This window comes from Thermococcus sp. (assembly GCF_027023865.1).
In the GTDB taxonomy this organism is placed as follows: Archaea; Methanobacteriota_B; Thermococci; order Thermococcales; family Thermococcaceae; genus Thermococcus.
On record NZ_JALVUC010000012.1, the window covers coordinates 1 to 13,914 of the forward strand.

Below are 13,914 nucleotides of genomic sequence, written 5' to 3' on the forward strand. Positions count from 1 at the left end.
ACGCGATATGGGCCACCTACGTGGTCAGCATGATTCCGCGCTTCGACGTCGTCTTCACCGGCAACTCTCTAGTGGCACAGCTCTTCCGCGAGAAGGGCTACGAGGTGATAGTTCAACCCATGTTTAGGAAGGATATCCTCTCCGCTACCGAGATAAGGAGGCGCATGGTAGAAGGTGAACCCTGGGAAGGGCTGGTTCCGAAGAGCGTCGCCGAGTTTATAGGTGAAATCCACGGCGTCGAGAGAATTCAGATGCTCGCCACCAATCTTGAGAAGAACGAGAAGGAGCTTCAAGCACCGATAAGGATTCCGGAGTTCTGATTTCTTTACCTGCTCTTTTTATCTTCTTGAGTTTTTAACGTTTGGTTGTTAACTATTGGTTTAAGAAAAACTTAAGTACCAAATAATACTTAAACAAGTATGCTAAAGCAACAATGACAAAAGGAGTGATGATACATGAAAGAGAGAAAGTATATCCCTCCAACTATTAGTAGAGACCTCGACAGGATTGGACCTATTTGTGCTCCAGAGGCCCATTGGAAGAGCAGTACCTTTATGGACGAATATGTACCACCCACAATAACAAGGGAACCTAACAGACTTGGACCTATATGTGCTCCAGAGGCCCACTGGAGGTCAGGGGAAATTAGTTGATTCTCTTAACACTTTTTATTGATTTTTTTGGAAAATCAATTTGTGAGTACAGGGGGAGATGCTATGCAAAAAGACATTCCATCACTTGATATTATAGAAATAGACCTAACAAATAAATGTAATTTTATGTGTCGCCATTGTCGTGCTAATGCTAGAGACATTAAAAAGGAGTATAATGAATTTGACTACAATTTGCTAATTAGAACTATTGATGAACTAATAGATCTAGATGTTCCAACAATAGTTCTTGCAGGAGGAGAACCACTGCTTTATCCAAAGATTATCGAACTTGTGAATTACATAGTCTCCAATGGTAGCGAAGCGCATGTAACCACTAATGGATATCTTCACAACACTTTACAGGCCTTAATAAATAGCGTAGAAAATCCAGAACTTCTTAGAGTCGCTGTAAGCATTTACGGTCCAGAGGTATATCATGATAGTTTCTGTGGTGTGCGAGGCGCATACAACAAAGCTATTAAATCCCTTGAAATTTGTATCAAACATGGGATAATAACAACGGTAAACTTTACAGTAACTAAAGGGAATATAAGATATGTTTTTGATTATTTAAATATGGCAGAAAACATGGGAGCAAATGTGTTCAAAGTTAGAACCCCAAACCCAATTGGGAGAGCAACCACGAGTAAAGACATTTTCTTGAGTACAGATGAATGGTTTACTATTTTAAAGGAATTAGTTGAAGAAAAAGAAAAAAGAAACATTGAGATAGAATTTGCAGACCCACTGTGGGTGAGATTTGACAAAGAACTCATCAGCGCATTTAAAACCAAGATACTATCTAAAGGTATAAAAATTACTGCCGGATGTACAGCAGGTATTTCATCCCTGTATATAAGTTCTGATGGCTCTGTCCGGCCCTGTGCATACTTTCCATACAACTTGGGATCCATAAAAGAGACTACAATATCTAGACTATGGGAGGAACATCCATTACTCAACTCACTAAGGAAAAGAGAATTACATGGGGAATGCGGAGAATGCACATTAAGGGGTATTTGCGGTGGATGCAGAGGAAGAACCTTTTGCTTAACTGGTGATCCAATGGCTTCGGATTCATATTGTATGAGACCAGTACAACTTTAAAACGGCTAGGGGGTGTGTATTTTGGAGAGGATATATAATAAAAAGCCCAAAGTGGTGGAGGGGATCATAGCGATTAAAGAAGAGGAGAAAATAAAATTGTTCAACCCTAAAACTGGTAAAAAGCACGTATTGAACACTACTGGTAAGTACATATTTCAATTATGTGATGGGGAAAAAACTGTAGAAGATATATGGAAACTAGTTGTACGGGATTTTAATTGTTCACATACCGAAAAAGTGAAAGAAGATGTTTGTAGATTCTTATACTTACTGGCGAAGAGGGGATACATTGAATTCAAAGAATAGGAGGGGTGTTAAATGGAAGCATGTCTCTTTCCCGAAATAGAAATAACAACCGCGTGCAATCTCCAATGCAGGCATTGTAGGGTACCTGCAACATCTCCAGATTTTATGAGTCCTACTCTATTTAAGAGAATTATTGAGAATCTTGTGAAGATTGATATTCCCTATTTAACATTAAGTGGTGGCGAACCACTTTTACATCCAGATTTGTTTCAATTTTTGGATATTAGTTTTGAGAATGATATAGAGCAAGTAGGCATTATGACAAATGTTACATTATTGAATAATAAAATGTTAAACAAACTAGAGAGATATAAACGATATGGGGAAGTTTGCATAGGCACTAGTATTGATGGGTTTCAAGAGATTCATGATTGGTACCGGAATAAAAAAGGAGCATTCAACAAAACACTAGAGTCTGTGAAAAAGCTCGTGCAGAGGGATTTTGAGGTTGGCATTAATGTCACTATTCATAAAAAGAATTTCCATACCATTTATGAACTGTTAGATTTCCTTAGTACTCTAAATATAACGACTATAAGGATACGTCCAGTTTTACCTGCTGGAAAAGCGGAGAACAATAAGGATATCCTCCTAAACAAGGACGAATTAGTTAATGTGGCACATCAGTTAAAATTGTTTATAAAACAAAACAAGAACAAGCCAGCGATAAGGATAGTTGATCCGGTTTTGTACACTTTGGTCTATCTCAATGGACAAGACCCGCCAAAAAACGTTCTTAATGGATGTACCGCCGGAGTATTCCAAGTCTATATAGATGTCTATGGGAATATCAGGCCCTGTCCTTTTTTGAACAGGAATGTGGGAAATGCCACTATCCAAAATATTGAAGAGATTGCAAGTACGGGTATTGCTAAGAAAAGAGATCAACTAGTCGGGAAATGTGGCAAATGTATATACAAGTATGTATGTGGGGGTTGTAGAGCAAGGGCCTTAATTTATTCGGGAAACATCTTAGGTAGTGATCCGCTATGCCCATTAGAGATTTAGCAAATCTCTCAAGATACTCTAAGATAACATTGTTTTTAGTAACTATAGTATCACTCGGTAAAAGCATAATTGACCCCATCTATATAGCATTCTTAGCATCAAGAACGGTCTCCAAAGAGCAAATTGGATTGCTCTTAACAATTTATTTCGTTTGCCTTTCAATATTTGACTTCCCCACCGGTGCCATCGCAGATAAATGGGGAAGAAAGAAGACTTATCTCTCAGGTGTTGGAATATATGGGTGTGGGTTAGTTTTATATGGTACGTCGACGAAATTTGGATTATTTGCAATTTCCGAAATTTTGTTGGCACTGGGGTCTGCATTCATGAGTGGCTCTTTAATTGCTTGGTACTACTCTTCTCTTAAAGAGCATAGATTAACAGAAGAAGCTAAAAGTGTATTCGGATTAATTAATGCAAGCAGGACTGTTTGTGGAGTCTTGGCAGGATTACTTGCATACCAACTGGTGTCATTTGATATAGCATATCCTTTCCTCATGGGTGGGATAATTATGTTTATAGCAGTAGGTTCTGGCTTAGTTGTAATGGAGGAAAATCGTGGGAATAATGGGAAGAATACATCTTTTTATAATATTATGAAAAATGCTCTTAGGGTCTCAATTTATAAGAAAAACCTCCTCTATTTACTCCTTGGTGATGCAATATTGTCTCTCGCATTAATTTACTATATCTACTCTTGGCAATTACTTTTTACTGATGAGCTTGATATACCTGCCAGAATGCTTGGGATCCTGTATATAATCGGAATTTTTGGCTCACTTTTTGGAAATTTCCTCTCAGGACTTTTATTAAAGAAGAGCACCAGTTTTAAAGTCAGCATTCTTAGCCAATCATTGATACTTGCAGCGTATATTGGTTTTGCACTTTCCCAGTCATTCATGTTTGCGATTCTCTGCGTTTTTATATACAATGTTGGGTTTGGTACATACGGTCCCGCATTTAGTATCTGGTTCAATGAAATTATCCCGGATGAAGCCAGAAGTTCAGTGTTATCCCTAAACAGTTCCTTGGCTTCAATTGTCGCAGCAGCTGGAAGTAGTTTCTCAGGATTAATAGCAGCAAGTTATGATATTCGGTTTGGATTCCTTGTTCTGACAGTGCCAATAGTCTCTGCAATAATGTTATTTTACATTTCAAACATTTCTTAAAAGGAGCATGCACTACCATATTAATATCACCCCAAATTCCTACCCAGGGAAAAGCTCTGGAGGCGAGACTATGAAACTGGCCCGGGCTCAGCTCCGCGAGGAGATTAAGTACACCGCAAAGCAGCTCGGCTTCAACGTTATCTGGATTCCCTGGACGACGGCGGTGATCTACTGGTTGGCGGGCTGGAATCCGGTTTCAAGCGGCACAATCGTTGGAATAACGAGCGTTTCACTCGCCATAGTGTTCCCGCTCTTCTTCAGCGGGGCGATCTTCAGGGAGAAGCTCCTCGGCATTCACGAACTCCTCCTTTCGCTTCCCTTTCATCCCACGCGTCTTCTGCTCCTCAAGACGCTCGCCGGATTCGTGATCGAAGCGGTGGGAATACTCGCGGGCGGTTTTGTCGGACTGATTCTGGCGGATTACAGCGGGGCCCACATTCCTCTAACGCTCATGCTCTCCGGCCTGCTGATTTCAACTCCCCTGCTCCTCACGTTCACCTTCTTCGTGATTTTAACAACCCTGCTCTTCCCGCCCGTATGGTTCAACGCCGTGAAGATTGCAGTGGGTTTTGTGGCGTTTTTTGTTCCCCTTTACGTTCCGAGATACTTTGGAAACGTCCTGTCCCTAAAGCTCGCCCTAGTGCTGTCTCTGGCCCTCTCGGTGGGGATTTCAATCCCTTCGCTCCTGATCTTAAGCTCCTTAGGCAACAGGCTCGCCGAGAAGACACTGCTCGTTTGAGGTGGTTCCATGATAGTCCTTGAGGACGTGGGGAAGACTATTGGCGGAAGGGAAGTCCTCCGCGGGATAAGCTTGACCGTAAAACCGGGCGAGATTCACGCCTACCTCGGCCACAACGGGGCAGGCAAAACAACTACATTCCGGCTTATCCTCGGCCTTCTCGTGCCTGACTCGGGTAGGGTTGAGGTTCTCGGTTTTAACCCTCTCAGGAATCCCGAAATAAGGGCGAGGATTGGCTACCTCCCCGAGTACGACCTCCTCTACCCGAACCTTTCAGTATGGGACAACCTAAGGCGCTACGCCCTGCTGAAGGGGGTTTTCGATGGGAGGGAGCTGAGGAACCTGCTGGAGTTTTTTGAACTTGAGGAATACTCCAAAAAGAAGGTTTCAGCCCTCTCCAGTGGAACTCAGCGGAGGGTTGCGATGGCGAGGACTTTTCTCGGAAGCCCAGAGGTTTTGATTCTGGACGAGCCGACGAAGGGCCTTGACCCGGAGTGGAGGCTAGAGTTCAAGCGCTTTCTCAAAGACTACGCGAGGGAAAACAACGCCTCCGTTCTCTTTTCGACCCACATACTAAGCGACGTTGATGAGGTCTGCAGGAAGGTTACCATAATAAGGGACGGACGAGTGCTGTTCTCCGGAACCCTTGAGGAGTTTAGAAAGAGCGTTCCGGCGAGGGGGGTTCTGGTGAAGGTCAGGGAAGTGGAAAAGGCCCTAGCAGTTCTTGAGAAAGCAGAGTATGCTCCGAAGCTTCTTAAGGGCTACATCCTCGTCGAAAACGCCGAGCCTTCTAATGTTAACGGACTTCTAGTCAGAAATGGGATAACTGTCGAGGAGATAAAGCGCAACGAGCCATCGCTGGAGGAAGTGTATTCTATGCTCTATGAGAGGGGGATTGCTCACACCTGACCGGAAACCCTTTAGGATTGAGCAGGCAAATAACCATCATGCCCGATGAAGACCTCGCCAGGGAAGTCCAAGAACTCAGGAAGGCGCTCGAAGCGATGAAGGCGAGCTTCGAAGTCGTTTCACGGATGGCCCAGTCCTACCTCAGGCTCCTTAATGTTTACGCTGAGTACGGTGGGTTGGGTATAGACGTCGTCATCCCGGAGATAAAGCACGACCCGATAGCGAGGGAGATTGTGAAGATTCTCTTCGATCTCAGGAAGGTGAACGTGAGTCAGATTGCAAGGGAGCTGAAGGGCAGGCGCGGTAAGGCCTCCCGCAACACAGTCCGGGCGAAGCTGGAGGAGCTTGAGAGGCTGGGCGTCGTTAGGGAGATCCCCGCGGAGAGAGGCAAGGTCTACACCCTCTCCAGGGACGTGGTCAAGAGGTGGTTAAAGCTGATCGGAATGCCGATTAGGTTTGAGCAGACCAATGATTATTGAGGTGGTTGATATGGCGAACGTTGAGGAAATTGAGATTGAAAAAAAGGGCCCGGCCCAGCTGGAGAAGCTGCTTGAGGAGCTGACGGAAGAGATAAGAAACGCCAGGAGCGAAGAGGAAGTGAAAGTCCTTAAGGAAAAAGCCGGGGCCGTCGAGAAGCTGATAGAGGCCTACGAGGGGGATAAAGACCTCGATAAGGTCGCCGTCCTGATGGATAGGATAGGCCCTATGATAGAGGACATCCTTGGCCCTCTTAAGGAACTTCTGAACGAGCTTTACAGCCCGGAGAAGATGCAGACCATGGGCAAGAGCGTGGCCGAGTTCTACAAGAACCTCATCGAGGCGGGGATGGACAAGGAGACTGCGACGGAGCTGACGAAGGAGTACATGCGGAGCATCAACGCCCCCAAAACCCTCCTTGAGACCCTAACTGAGCTGATGAAGGGTAAGGGGGACCATTTCGGACCATCCAACATCATCCACGGAAAGGATAAGACAGTGGGCGCCAAGAATGAGAGGGAGGAAGAGTGAGAACCGTTCGTCCCCTTCTTAAATTTCTCTTCTTCCATCTCCCAAGACTCCTGTTCCAGGTGGCGGGCTTAACTAGGATCATACACAGGGGCAAGCAGGCCTTTCGGAAGGGTCTTGAGAGCGAAGGTCTCCCCCGGGAGCTCGTTGAGGAGCTTGTGAAGGAGTTTGACCCCATGGAGGGTTTTGGACTGCGGGAGGTTTTGAGCTTTTCTAGGGGAGGGAGAAGGGACAGAGGCTGACGGGTGTCTTAGCTCATCTTCTTCTTTGGAATCATCAGGAACATGCCCCCTGCCAGCAGAAAGAAAGTCAGGCTAGCCGCGTAAGGTAGAGTCGCGTGGATGCTCGCGAGGAAACCGCCACGAAGGGCGCGTTTATGCCGATAACCTTTCTGTAGCTGAAGGCCCAGCGGTAGCTCTCGGGGCCCGGGTAAACGTCGCCGAGGATGTGCCCCATCACCGGGAACGTGAGGGCTTGGGATATTTCGGGCAATCTGAGATGATGGGCGTTTCAGCGTAGAGGGGTAGAAGTTGATGACGAGGGTTTAATTTTCTCCTCAATAACTCTCAAGATGTCTTCAAGGGAGATCTTTTTTGAAGGCTGGATGTTGTCTTGTGAGCCAACGTGCTTGTGGTGGGGAAAAGTTTCAATGTCTCTGTGATGTGGCGCGTTGTCCCAGCGGACTATAAGCTTCCCGTCTTTCTGCCATTGGAAAGAGTAACTGTACTCCTCTTCCGATACAAACTCCCTGATGTAAAGAACGCTTCCATCTATTAGTTCTGCCCTGATTTTCAGAAAGTAAAAACTATCCCCCTCCTTGTAGTCTAGAATTTCGTAGCTTTTGACTGCTGAGTTCTTCTCAAGCAATTCTAACTCTCTCAGCATGTTCAATCTCCCTTAGCCTCTTCTCCAGCTCTTCAAGCTTCCTGACGTAGGCCTTCCATTCAATATAGTCGTCCCAGGCCTCAAAGGATTCCTCTAAGTCCGTAAGTTTCCTTTCAAACTCCTTTAATGTCATCCCGTATTTCTTCTCGAAGGCCTTCACTCTCTCACGTATGGGTGCCAGCTCGGAGATTATCCTCAACCTCTCGTATGCCAACACGTCCCTCTTTGAAATCACGACCTCGCTCATTTCTATCACGTCCCTAACTCGCAGTTCTTGAATAAATACCTTTCCTCGCCAGCCACTGGAACATGCCCCCCGCTATCACAAAGAATGCCAGGCTGACCGCGTACGGCAGCGTTGCGTGTACACTCGCCAGAACGCCGGCTACGAACGGTGTAACGATACCGATCACCCTGTGATAGCTCGATATCGCCGCATGGAACTCGCTGGTCTTTTCCCTTGGAATGAGCTTGAACATCCAGGCGCGGTAGAATGGGAACCACAGGGTGTCCCCGAAATTCCCCACTGTGTAAGCAGCCAGAACTGCCCAGAGGGGCGGTGAGAGTGCCATGATGAAGACGTTGAACGCGTTGAGGAACATCCCGAAGGCTATCGCCTGAAACCCTCTTCCATTCGGAACGCGCTCGCTGGCGTAGGTTCCAGCTATCGAGGCGAGACTGCTCACTACCGCCACGAGAGTTACCTCGAAGACGGTCTTGTGCAACACGAAGATGATGTAGTTGATGAGGACTATCTCCGGCGCAAGCCCCCAGGCGAGCGTGAGCAAAGTCTCAAACGCCAGGAGAAGCTTGAACTCGCCCGCTCTGAACGTAAAGCCCTCCGGTGTTATCCTTCCCTCTTTGCCGACCGATGGAAGGAAGCGCCAGATGTAGGCAACCGTGAAAGCTGAGAAGAGGCCGAAGATTATGAAGACCCATCGGTAGCTCTTGGGGCCGGGGTAAACGTAGCCGAGGATGTATCCCATTACTGGGAACGTGAGAAGCCTTGAAATTTCCGGCAGGCGGAGGTGCCATGCGAATATTTCCTCGTACCTGTCCTCGGGGTAGATTATCTGCTCGTAGGCCCGGTAGAGGGGATAGAGCATCGTCGAGAGCTTTTCTACCGCCCTGCCGGCGAAGAGCACAACCGGCGCCACTGCCCCCTTTGAGAGTCCGTAGAGGACGTAAGCAATTCCATTGAGGACGTCTATCGTGATGAGACCCTTCTTCATGTCCCAGCGGTTGAAGGCCCTGCCGAAGAGATAGGTTAATGGAACCGAAGCGATGTTGATAGAGGTGAAGAACGCCCCGACCTCCAGAATAGAGTAGCCGGTCTCCATGAGATAGAGCGGAAAGAGTATCCAGACTATCAAGCCTGGGGCGATGAGTGTGTGGTAGAGCATGTAAACCCTGGCATCGCGGGGAATTTCACTCCAGCGCATGGAAAGGGGTGAAAACATAATAGATTTAACCTTTGCGGAGACACTTGACGTAAATCAGCGCCCTCTCACCCCACTCAGGATAAGGGTCAATCAGCGCTATTCTCACGAAGCCTCTTTCCTTTTCCTATTCTTCAACGAAGCGTAACAGCTCAGTCCCGATGCCTTTTCCTCTAAACTCCCTCTTAATGGCCACCCAGAGGATTTCGAGGGCTCTCTCGTTGGTGGGCTTTACCATTGCAAAGCTAGAGACTTGGATGTCTTCGACTCTCCATTTTCTCTTTCTCTAGATCCCGCTCGATTTCATTTATTCCTACCTCGTTGAACCATTCCGGCAGGGCCTTCGCTATCTCAAGGCAGGCGCGCCTTTCCTCTTCGGTTTCGAAGGGCTTAACTATCACTCCAGCCACCCTTCCAAGGCTTTGTTAACCAGCTCCAGGAACTCCTTTTTAGTACCTCCCTCCTCGTAGAACCTTTCCAGGAGCTCCATGAAGCGCCTTTCCTCGTCCGTGAACCTCTCCCCCTCCCACCTGAAGATTCTGAACCTTTCGCCGAGAAGCTCAACGGTGTGAACGGCCGAGCGCCCTGAGGGTTTGAGATCCTTAACGAGCTCGATGGTGTTTATCGTGCCGTAGCCGAGCTTTTTCCAGAACCCTATCGCATCCTTATCCTGGGGCAGAACAAAAAGGTAGAGGGCATCGTCGTGCTTTTTCACCTCTTCCTCGGCCCTCTCGACGAGCGCCCTACCGATTTCCCTCCCCCTGAACTCGGGCCTCACGTATATTTCCTCGACCCAGAAGCACCCTTCCCTGCTCGAAAGCCTTATGAACCCTGCCGCTTTGCTGCCTTCCAGGGCGAGAAATATTACATCACCGCACTTAAAGTAGACCTCGGCCTCTTTTCTGTAGATCTCCTCTTCACCCGGTTTCCAGCCCTGTTTTTCGCGAAGCTCTATGAAAAATCTCGTATAAAGTGTCTGAAAGTCGGATAAGTGTGTTTCATTAAGGTATATTATCTCCATTTGAAGCACCGGGGAGAATTGACCCCACTACAAAAAGGTTTGCCGTTATAAAATGGAATGCAAGTGAAAAAGAAAAGGTTCAGAGGGAGTAGGTCTGCTCCGCCCACTCGTATTCGTCGAGACCTGTCTTTTCGGCCTCCTCCGGGACGCGAACGGGGGTTATCTTGTCGGTGACCCACATCAGGATGTAGGTGACGACGAAGGCGTAGATGGCGCACATTACCGCCGCCGCGACCTGCTTGCCGAAGAATCCGACCCCACCATAGATGAGGCCGTTGCTTCCGAGTATTGCGGAGCTTCCGAATATTCCCAGGAGTATTATGCCACTAAAGCCGCCTATCCCGTGGACGCCCCAGACGTCAAGTGCGTCGTCCCAGCCTTTTCTGTTCTTGTAATCTACGGCGAGGTGGCAGATTATCGCTGCGGCTACACCGACTACCATGGCCGCCTGCGGATTTATGAATCCCGCGGTCGGGGTAACTGTTGCTAATCCAGCTATGGAGCCCGTCATGAATCCGAGGGCACTCCATTTTCCAGTCTTCCAGTAGTCCCAGAACATCCAGGTCACGGCCGCAAATGCCGCGGCCTCCATGGTGTTGACGAAGGCAACCGCTGTGTCGGCGTCAACCCTGAGGGCTGAGCCCGCGTTGAAGCCGAACCAGCCAAACCAGAGAAGGGTGGTACCTATGACTATGAGTGGGAGGCTGTGGTTACCAGCCTTGGGGAACTTCCTCTTTCCAAGGTAGTATATCGCCGCGAGGGCACCGAAGCCGGCGCTGGTGTGAACAACTATACCTCCCGCGAAGTCCTCGACTCCCCACTTGGCTAGGAAGCCTCCTCCCCAGAGCCAGTGGGCGAAGGGGAAATACACAAAGATCATCCAGAGGGTCAGGAAGACTATGAAGGCCTTGAAGCGCATTCTGTCAGCGAAGGCTCCCGTCATGAGGACCGGAGTGATTATAGCGAACATGAGCTGGTAGATCATAAATGTCAGCATGCTTATCTGGTCGTTGCCCGGGAAGAGCGTGCTTGGGGCTATGTTGGAGAGGAAAGCGTAGTGCAGGTTGCCGATGACCCCGGCGACGTCCTTGCTGAAGGCCAGGCTGAATCCGAAGATCACCCAGAGCACGGTGGTCCAGCCTGCCGAGAAGAAGTTCTGCATCATCATTGTTACCGCGTTCTTCTTGTTGACCATTCCCCCGTAGAACAAAGCCAGACCGGGGGTCATAATAAACACCAAAGCGGCCGCAATCAACATGAATCCATCGCTACCAGTGTTGAACATTTCCACCACCCCATTCAAGTTTGCAAACTTAAATGTCTTCGAAGAATTTTCGAGACACTTCGTTATTAATGATTGTGGTTCATCCATCTATGTATAAGGTTTTAATGTTAATTTTTGTTATAATGTAATGTTATCAAACTAAATATTAACTCTTTGTGATTAGAATAACTAATTGAATGGTGTTATGTTTTAATGTTAGTGTGTCCTATAATAGGCTCCCTCAGAAACAACTGAAGGAAAAACTTGAATATTAAAGGTCCTATAACTTGAGAAATTAAACCAGAAAGTGCTTAAGTTCTCATATTTGAGAACTATTTTCCTCTAGATTTTCTTTCTGAACACCAGCACGTTCGGCTCGTCCTTATCATCCCAGAGTTCAAAGCCCACCCTGCGTAGGCCTGGCAGGACCGCTCCCATGGCTGAGGGAATCATCACATCAAACCCATCGAGGCTAAGCTCCCTCGCCACCCAGCCCATCGCAGGCATTAGCTCCCTTAGAACGGCCGGCCCAGGGTCGAGGGCCGTGAAGGTTGCTCCACCCTTTGGCCCGATGAATCTCAGCCCGTTAAGCTCGTAGAGCACCGCGTTTTTCCTGAGCCACTCCACTGTTTCATCACAGCGATGGAGGAACCTCCAACCGACGGGGAACGTTCCAAGGGTTACGTCGTTTATTGAAGGCTCCACAACGGACGGCTCCTCAAGGGTCTCACCGGCGGGCGCGCTCATGACGAAGAATTTTGCCCTGACGTGAAAGCCCGTCTTTTCGGCCATTGAAACACTCTCGCGGTTGAGGAAATAGGTTGCGAACTCAAGGGCCTCTATTACCTCCTTTTCTGCGAGCTTCTTCCCGAGGTTGAGTATGAAGTTGTGAATCATCCTCCCGTAACCCCTCCCCCGGTAGTCGGGATGAACGCGGAGCCCCTCTATCCAGCCAACTTTACCGGGAAGAATGGTGAGCTTCGCCGTCCCAATCACCTTCCCGTCAACCTCCAGGACGTAGAAGTTCCCGTCTTTTACCCACTCGTCGAAGATCCTAGCTAGGTAGTCCTCGCCGCCCCATGTCAGCCTTGAAATCTCCTCTATGAACGGTTTATCCCTAGGTTTCGCCTCGCGTATAATCGGTTCCATAGTTTTCACCGGATGGTATTTTGGTGGTAGGATTTTATGCTTTTGCTTTTCTGAGGGTGTCCCAGAAGACGAAGGAAGCGAATAGTGCGAGGGAAAACGCCACAATTGCCAGAGCCAGAATTTCGTCACTTTCTTCAATCGCCCACGCAAAGGCAAGTTGCGACAGGGGAATGACGAGCGTTGCAAGGGCGTCAAAGACACCCCTTACCGTCCCGAGGCTTTCGGAGGGAATAGCTTTCTGCATCAGGCTGTCGAAGGAGACGTTGAGGAGCTGGCCGCCGAAGCCCACGAGGAGAACAGCGGAGACGAGGGCGGGGATCAATGAGAAGCCAACCAGAAGCAGCGTGAGGCTCTGAAGGAGCATTCTCCTTATAAGGGTATTCTCTGTTCTGAAACCTCCCCTATGGGCAAAGTATACTATAATCCCAACTCCGAGGAGGCTTCCAGTAGTCTGCAACGATTCCAGTGCACCGTATATAATCTCAGCTTTGACAAGCTCCTTAATGCCTGCGAAGAGAAATATCCTGAAGCTCCCAAGGGCAAAGTTGAATAGAAGCACCGAGGCCAGGATTCCGACCACTACATTCCCCTCTATCTTTGTCCTCTTTTCTTCCGCTTTCTCAACGTTTCTTTCGCGCCTCACCTCGACGTTCAGATACGGGATCAGGGTAAACGCTCCAATAAGCAGGAGGACAGCGTCGAGGAGCATCGCCTTCACTCCGAACCTGTATGCTAGAACCCCTGCGATGGGAAATGCAACCAGCGAAACCGTGTTCCCGACCGTTGCGAGCCTTGCGTTGAGGCCCTGAAGCTCGTTCTCCTCAAGCGTCATAGTTGCTATAAGCGAGAAGCCGTAGTAGCGGTGGAGGATGTCGAGGGCTGAGATGCCAGAGACGGTGAGGTAGAAGGCCCAGATGTTCGAGGAGAACGGCACTATCACAACGGCAAGAGCTGATTGGAGTAGCAAAGCTGAGAACGCCAGCCTGACTCTCTTCCGGGTCTTGTCAAGTGTTCTGCCGAGGAGGGGAGGCAGGATAACCCATGGAAGGTGTGTGAAGAGGGCAAAACCGCCTATGCTCAACAGTGACCCCGTGCTCTGGAGAACGCTCCACGGCAGGGCGACGCTTTCTATGGCATCACCGGCAGTTCTGAGGGCAGAGGTGAGTAGGTGGAGGCTGTAGAGATGGTGGTTCATACCCCTCAATGGAGGATGCGGGTTAAAAGCCTAACTCTGTTCTCCAAACCTCCGACCGGTTATAA

The 13,914-nt window shown here is 48.4% G+C and carries 19 protein-coding genes and 1 pseudogene; 10 read left to right on the plus strand and 10 right to left on the minus strand.

Annotated features, from left to right (window positions below; genetic code table 11):
• From MV421_RS03670 to MV421_RS03715, 10 genes and pseudogenes are all read left to right on the plus strand, one after another.
• Nucleotides 1–320 (plus strand): annotated as a pseudogene (locus tag MV421_RS03670) (nicotinamide-nucleotide adenylyltransferase); the annotation flags it as partial.
• A gap of 396 nt (nt 321–716) precedes the next feature.
• Nucleotides 717–1,760: a radical SAM protein gene (locus tag MV421_RS03675; RefSeq protein WP_297063551.1), complete on the plus strand. Its 1,044-nt coding sequence runs from the start codon at nt 717–719 to the stop codon at nt 1,758–1,760.
• Nucleotides 1,761–1,781: 21 nt separating this feature from the next.
• Nucleotides 1,782–2,066, plus strand: a complete 285-nt coding sequence (locus MV421_RS03680) for a PqqD family protein (protein WP_297063549.1) — start codon at nt 1,782–1,784, stop codon at nt 2,064–2,066.
• A gap of 12 nt (nt 2,067–2,078) precedes the next feature.
• Nucleotides 2,079–3,074, plus strand: a complete 996-nt coding sequence (locus tag MV421_RS03685; RefSeq protein WP_297063547.1) for a radical SAM protein — start codon at nt 2,079–2,081, stop codon at nt 3,072–3,074.
• On the plus strand, nt 3,056–4,243 hold the full coding sequence (locus MV421_RS03690) for an MFS transporter (protein ID WP_297063545.1): 1,188 nt from the start codon (nt 3,056–3,058) through the stop codon (nt 4,241–4,243). The genes MV421_RS03685 and MV421_RS03690 overlap by 19 nt, the downstream gene beginning before the upstream one ends.
• A gap of 70 nt (nt 4,244–4,313) precedes the next feature.
• Nucleotides 4,314–4,982: a hypothetical protein gene (locus MV421_RS03695; protein WP_297517861.1), complete on the plus strand. Its 669-nt coding sequence runs from the start codon at nt 4,314–4,316 to the stop codon at nt 4,980–4,982.
• 9 nt (nt 4,983–4,991) lie between these two features.
• Nucleotides 4,992–5,891 carry an ABC transporter ATP-binding protein gene (locus MV421_RS03700; RefSeq protein WP_297517863.1) on the plus strand — a complete coding sequence of 300 codons (900 nt, stop codon included), beginning with the start codon at nt 4,992–4,994 and terminating at the stop codon, nt 5,889–5,891.
• Nucleotides 5,892–5,929: 38 nt separating this feature from the next.
• Nucleotides 5,930–6,370, plus strand: a complete 441-nt coding sequence (locus tag MV421_RS03705) for a BlaI/MecI/CopY family transcriptional regulator (RefSeq protein ID WP_297517866.1) — start codon at nt 5,930–5,932, stop codon at nt 6,368–6,370.
• Between the two features lie 10 nt (nt 6,371–6,380).
• Complete coding sequence (locus MV421_RS03710) at nt 6,381–6,899, plus strand: hypothetical protein (RefSeq protein ID WP_297503813.1); 519 nt, start codon at nt 6,381–6,383, stop codon at nt 6,897–6,899.
• Nucleotides 6,896–7,138 (plus strand): hypothetical protein, encoded by a 243-nt coding sequence (locus MV421_RS03715; RefSeq protein WP_297503810.1) that lies wholly within the window; start codon nt 6,896–6,898, stop codon nt 7,136–7,138. The genes MV421_RS03710 and MV421_RS03715 overlap by 4 nt, the downstream gene beginning before the upstream one ends.
• Before the next feature lie 67 nt (nt 7,139–7,205).
• Here MV421_RS03715 and MV421_RS03720 read toward each other — a convergent pair whose 3' ends face one another.
• From MV421_RS03720 to MV421_RS03765, 10 genes are all read right to left on the minus strand, one after another.
• Entirely contained in the window at nt 7,206–7,388 is a 183-nt protein-coding gene (locus MV421_RS03720) for a hypothetical protein (RefSeq protein ID WP_297517868.1), read from the minus strand.
• An 18-nt stretch (nt 7,389–7,406) separates the two neighbouring features.
• Nucleotides 7,407–7,781 carry a DUF6516 family protein gene (locus MV421_RS03725; RefSeq protein WP_297417249.1) on the minus strand — a complete coding sequence of 125 codons (375 nt, stop codon included), beginning with the start codon at nt 7,779–7,781 and terminating at the stop codon, nt 7,407–7,409.
• Nucleotides 7,756–8,028, minus strand: coding sequence for a hypothetical protein (locus tag MV421_RS03730; RefSeq protein ID WP_297417247.1), 273 nt, complete (start codon nt 8,026–8,028; stop codon nt 7,756–7,758). Before MV421_RS03730 ends, MV421_RS03725 begins: the two co-directional genes overlap by 26 nt.
• 13 nt (nt 8,029–8,041) lie before the next feature.
• Nucleotides 8,042–9,223 carry an MFS transporter gene (locus MV421_RS03735; protein ID WP_297416988.1) on the minus strand — a complete coding sequence of 394 codons (1,182 nt, stop codon included), beginning with the start codon at nt 9,221–9,223 and terminating at the stop codon, nt 8,042–8,044.
• A 124-nt stretch (nt 9,224–9,347) separates the two neighbouring features.
• Entirely contained in the window at nt 9,348–9,458 is a 111-nt protein-coding gene (locus tag MV421_RS03740) for a GNAT family N-acetyltransferase (protein WP_297416985.1), read from the minus strand.
• A 7-nt stretch (nt 9,459–9,465) separates the two neighbouring features.
• Nucleotides 9,466–9,621, minus strand: a complete 156-nt coding sequence (locus MV421_RS03745) for a hypothetical protein (protein ID WP_297416982.1) — start codon at nt 9,619–9,621, stop codon at nt 9,466–9,468.
• On the minus strand, nt 9,618–10,241 hold the full coding sequence (locus MV421_RS03750) for a GNAT family N-acetyltransferase (RefSeq protein ID WP_297503673.1): 624 nt from the start codon (nt 10,239–10,241) through the stop codon (nt 9,618–9,620). The genes MV421_RS03745 and MV421_RS03750 overlap by 4 nt, the downstream gene beginning before the upstream one ends.
• 79 nt (nt 10,242–10,320) lie before the next feature.
• Nucleotides 10,321–11,526 (minus strand): ammonium transporter, encoded by a 1,206-nt coding sequence (locus MV421_RS03755; protein WP_297503671.1) that lies wholly within the window; start codon nt 11,524–11,526, stop codon nt 10,321–10,323.
• Between the two features lie 321 nt (nt 11,527–11,847).
• On the minus strand, nt 11,848–12,654 hold the full coding sequence (locus tag MV421_RS03760) for a GNAT family N-acetyltransferase (protein WP_297417240.1): 807 nt from the start codon (nt 12,652–12,654) through the stop codon (nt 11,848–11,850).
• Between the two features lie 34 nt (nt 12,655–12,688).
• On the minus strand, nt 12,689–13,849 hold the full coding sequence (locus MV421_RS03765) for an MFS transporter (protein WP_297503667.1): 1,161 nt from the start codon (nt 13,847–13,849) through the stop codon (nt 12,689–12,691).
• Nucleotides 13,850–13,914 lie beyond the last annotated feature (65 nt).

Coding starts and splice junctions, on each gene's coding strand:
- MV421_RS03675 (WP_297063551.1), top strand. CDS start 717: ATGCAAAAAGACATTCCATCACTTGATATTATAGAAATAGACCTAACA.
- MV421_RS03685 (WP_297063547.1), top strand. CDS start 2,079: ATGGAAGCATGTCTCTTTCCCGAAATAGAAATAACAACCGCGTGCAAT.
- MV421_RS03690 (WP_297063545.1), top strand. CDS start 3,056: ATGCCCATTAGAGATTTAGCAAATCTCTCAAGATACTCTAAGATAACA.
- MV421_RS03695 (WP_297517861.1), top strand. CDS start 4,314: ATGAAACTGGCCCGGGCTCAGCTCCGCGAGGAGATTAAGTACACCGCA.
- MV421_RS03700 (WP_297517863.1), top strand. CDS start 4,992: ATGATAGTCCTTGAGGACGTGGGGAAGACTATTGGCGGAAGGGAAGTC.
- MV421_RS03705 (WP_297517866.1), top strand. CDS start 5,930: ATGCCCGATGAAGACCTCGCCAGGGAAGTCCAAGAACTCAGGAAGGCG.
- MV421_RS03710 (WP_297503813.1), top strand. CDS start 6,381: ATGGCGAACGTTGAGGAAATTGAGATTGAAAAAAAGGGCCCGGCCCAG.
- MV421_RS03725 (WP_297417249.1), bottom strand. CDS start 7,781: ATGCTGAGAGAGTTAGAATTGCTTGAGAAGAACTCAGCAGTCAAAAGC.
- MV421_RS03730 (WP_297417247.1), bottom strand. CDS start 8,028: ATGAGCGAGGTCGTGATTTCAAAGAGGGACGTGTTGGCATACGAGAGG.
- MV421_RS03735 (WP_297416988.1), bottom strand. CDS start 9,223: ATGCGCTGGAGTGAAATTCCCCGCGATGCCAGGGTTTACATGCTCTAC.
- MV421_RS03740 (WP_297416985.1), bottom strand. CDS start 9,458: ATGGTAAAGCCCACCAACGAGAGAGCCCTCGAAATCCTCTGGGTGGCC.
- MV421_RS03750 (WP_297503673.1), bottom strand. CDS start 10,241: ATGGAGATAATATACCTTAATGAAACACACTTATCCGACTTTCAGACA.
- MV421_RS03755 (WP_297503671.1), bottom strand. CDS start 11,526: ATGTTCAACACTGGTAGCGATGGATTCATGTTGATTGCGGCCGCTTTG.
- MV421_RS03760 (WP_297417240.1), bottom strand. CDS start 12,654: ATGGAACCGATTATACGCGAGGCGAAACCTAGGGATAAACCGTTCATA.
- MV421_RS03765 (WP_297503667.1), bottom strand. CDS start 13,849: ATGAACCACCATCTCTACAGCCTCCACCTACTCACCTCTGCCCTCAGA.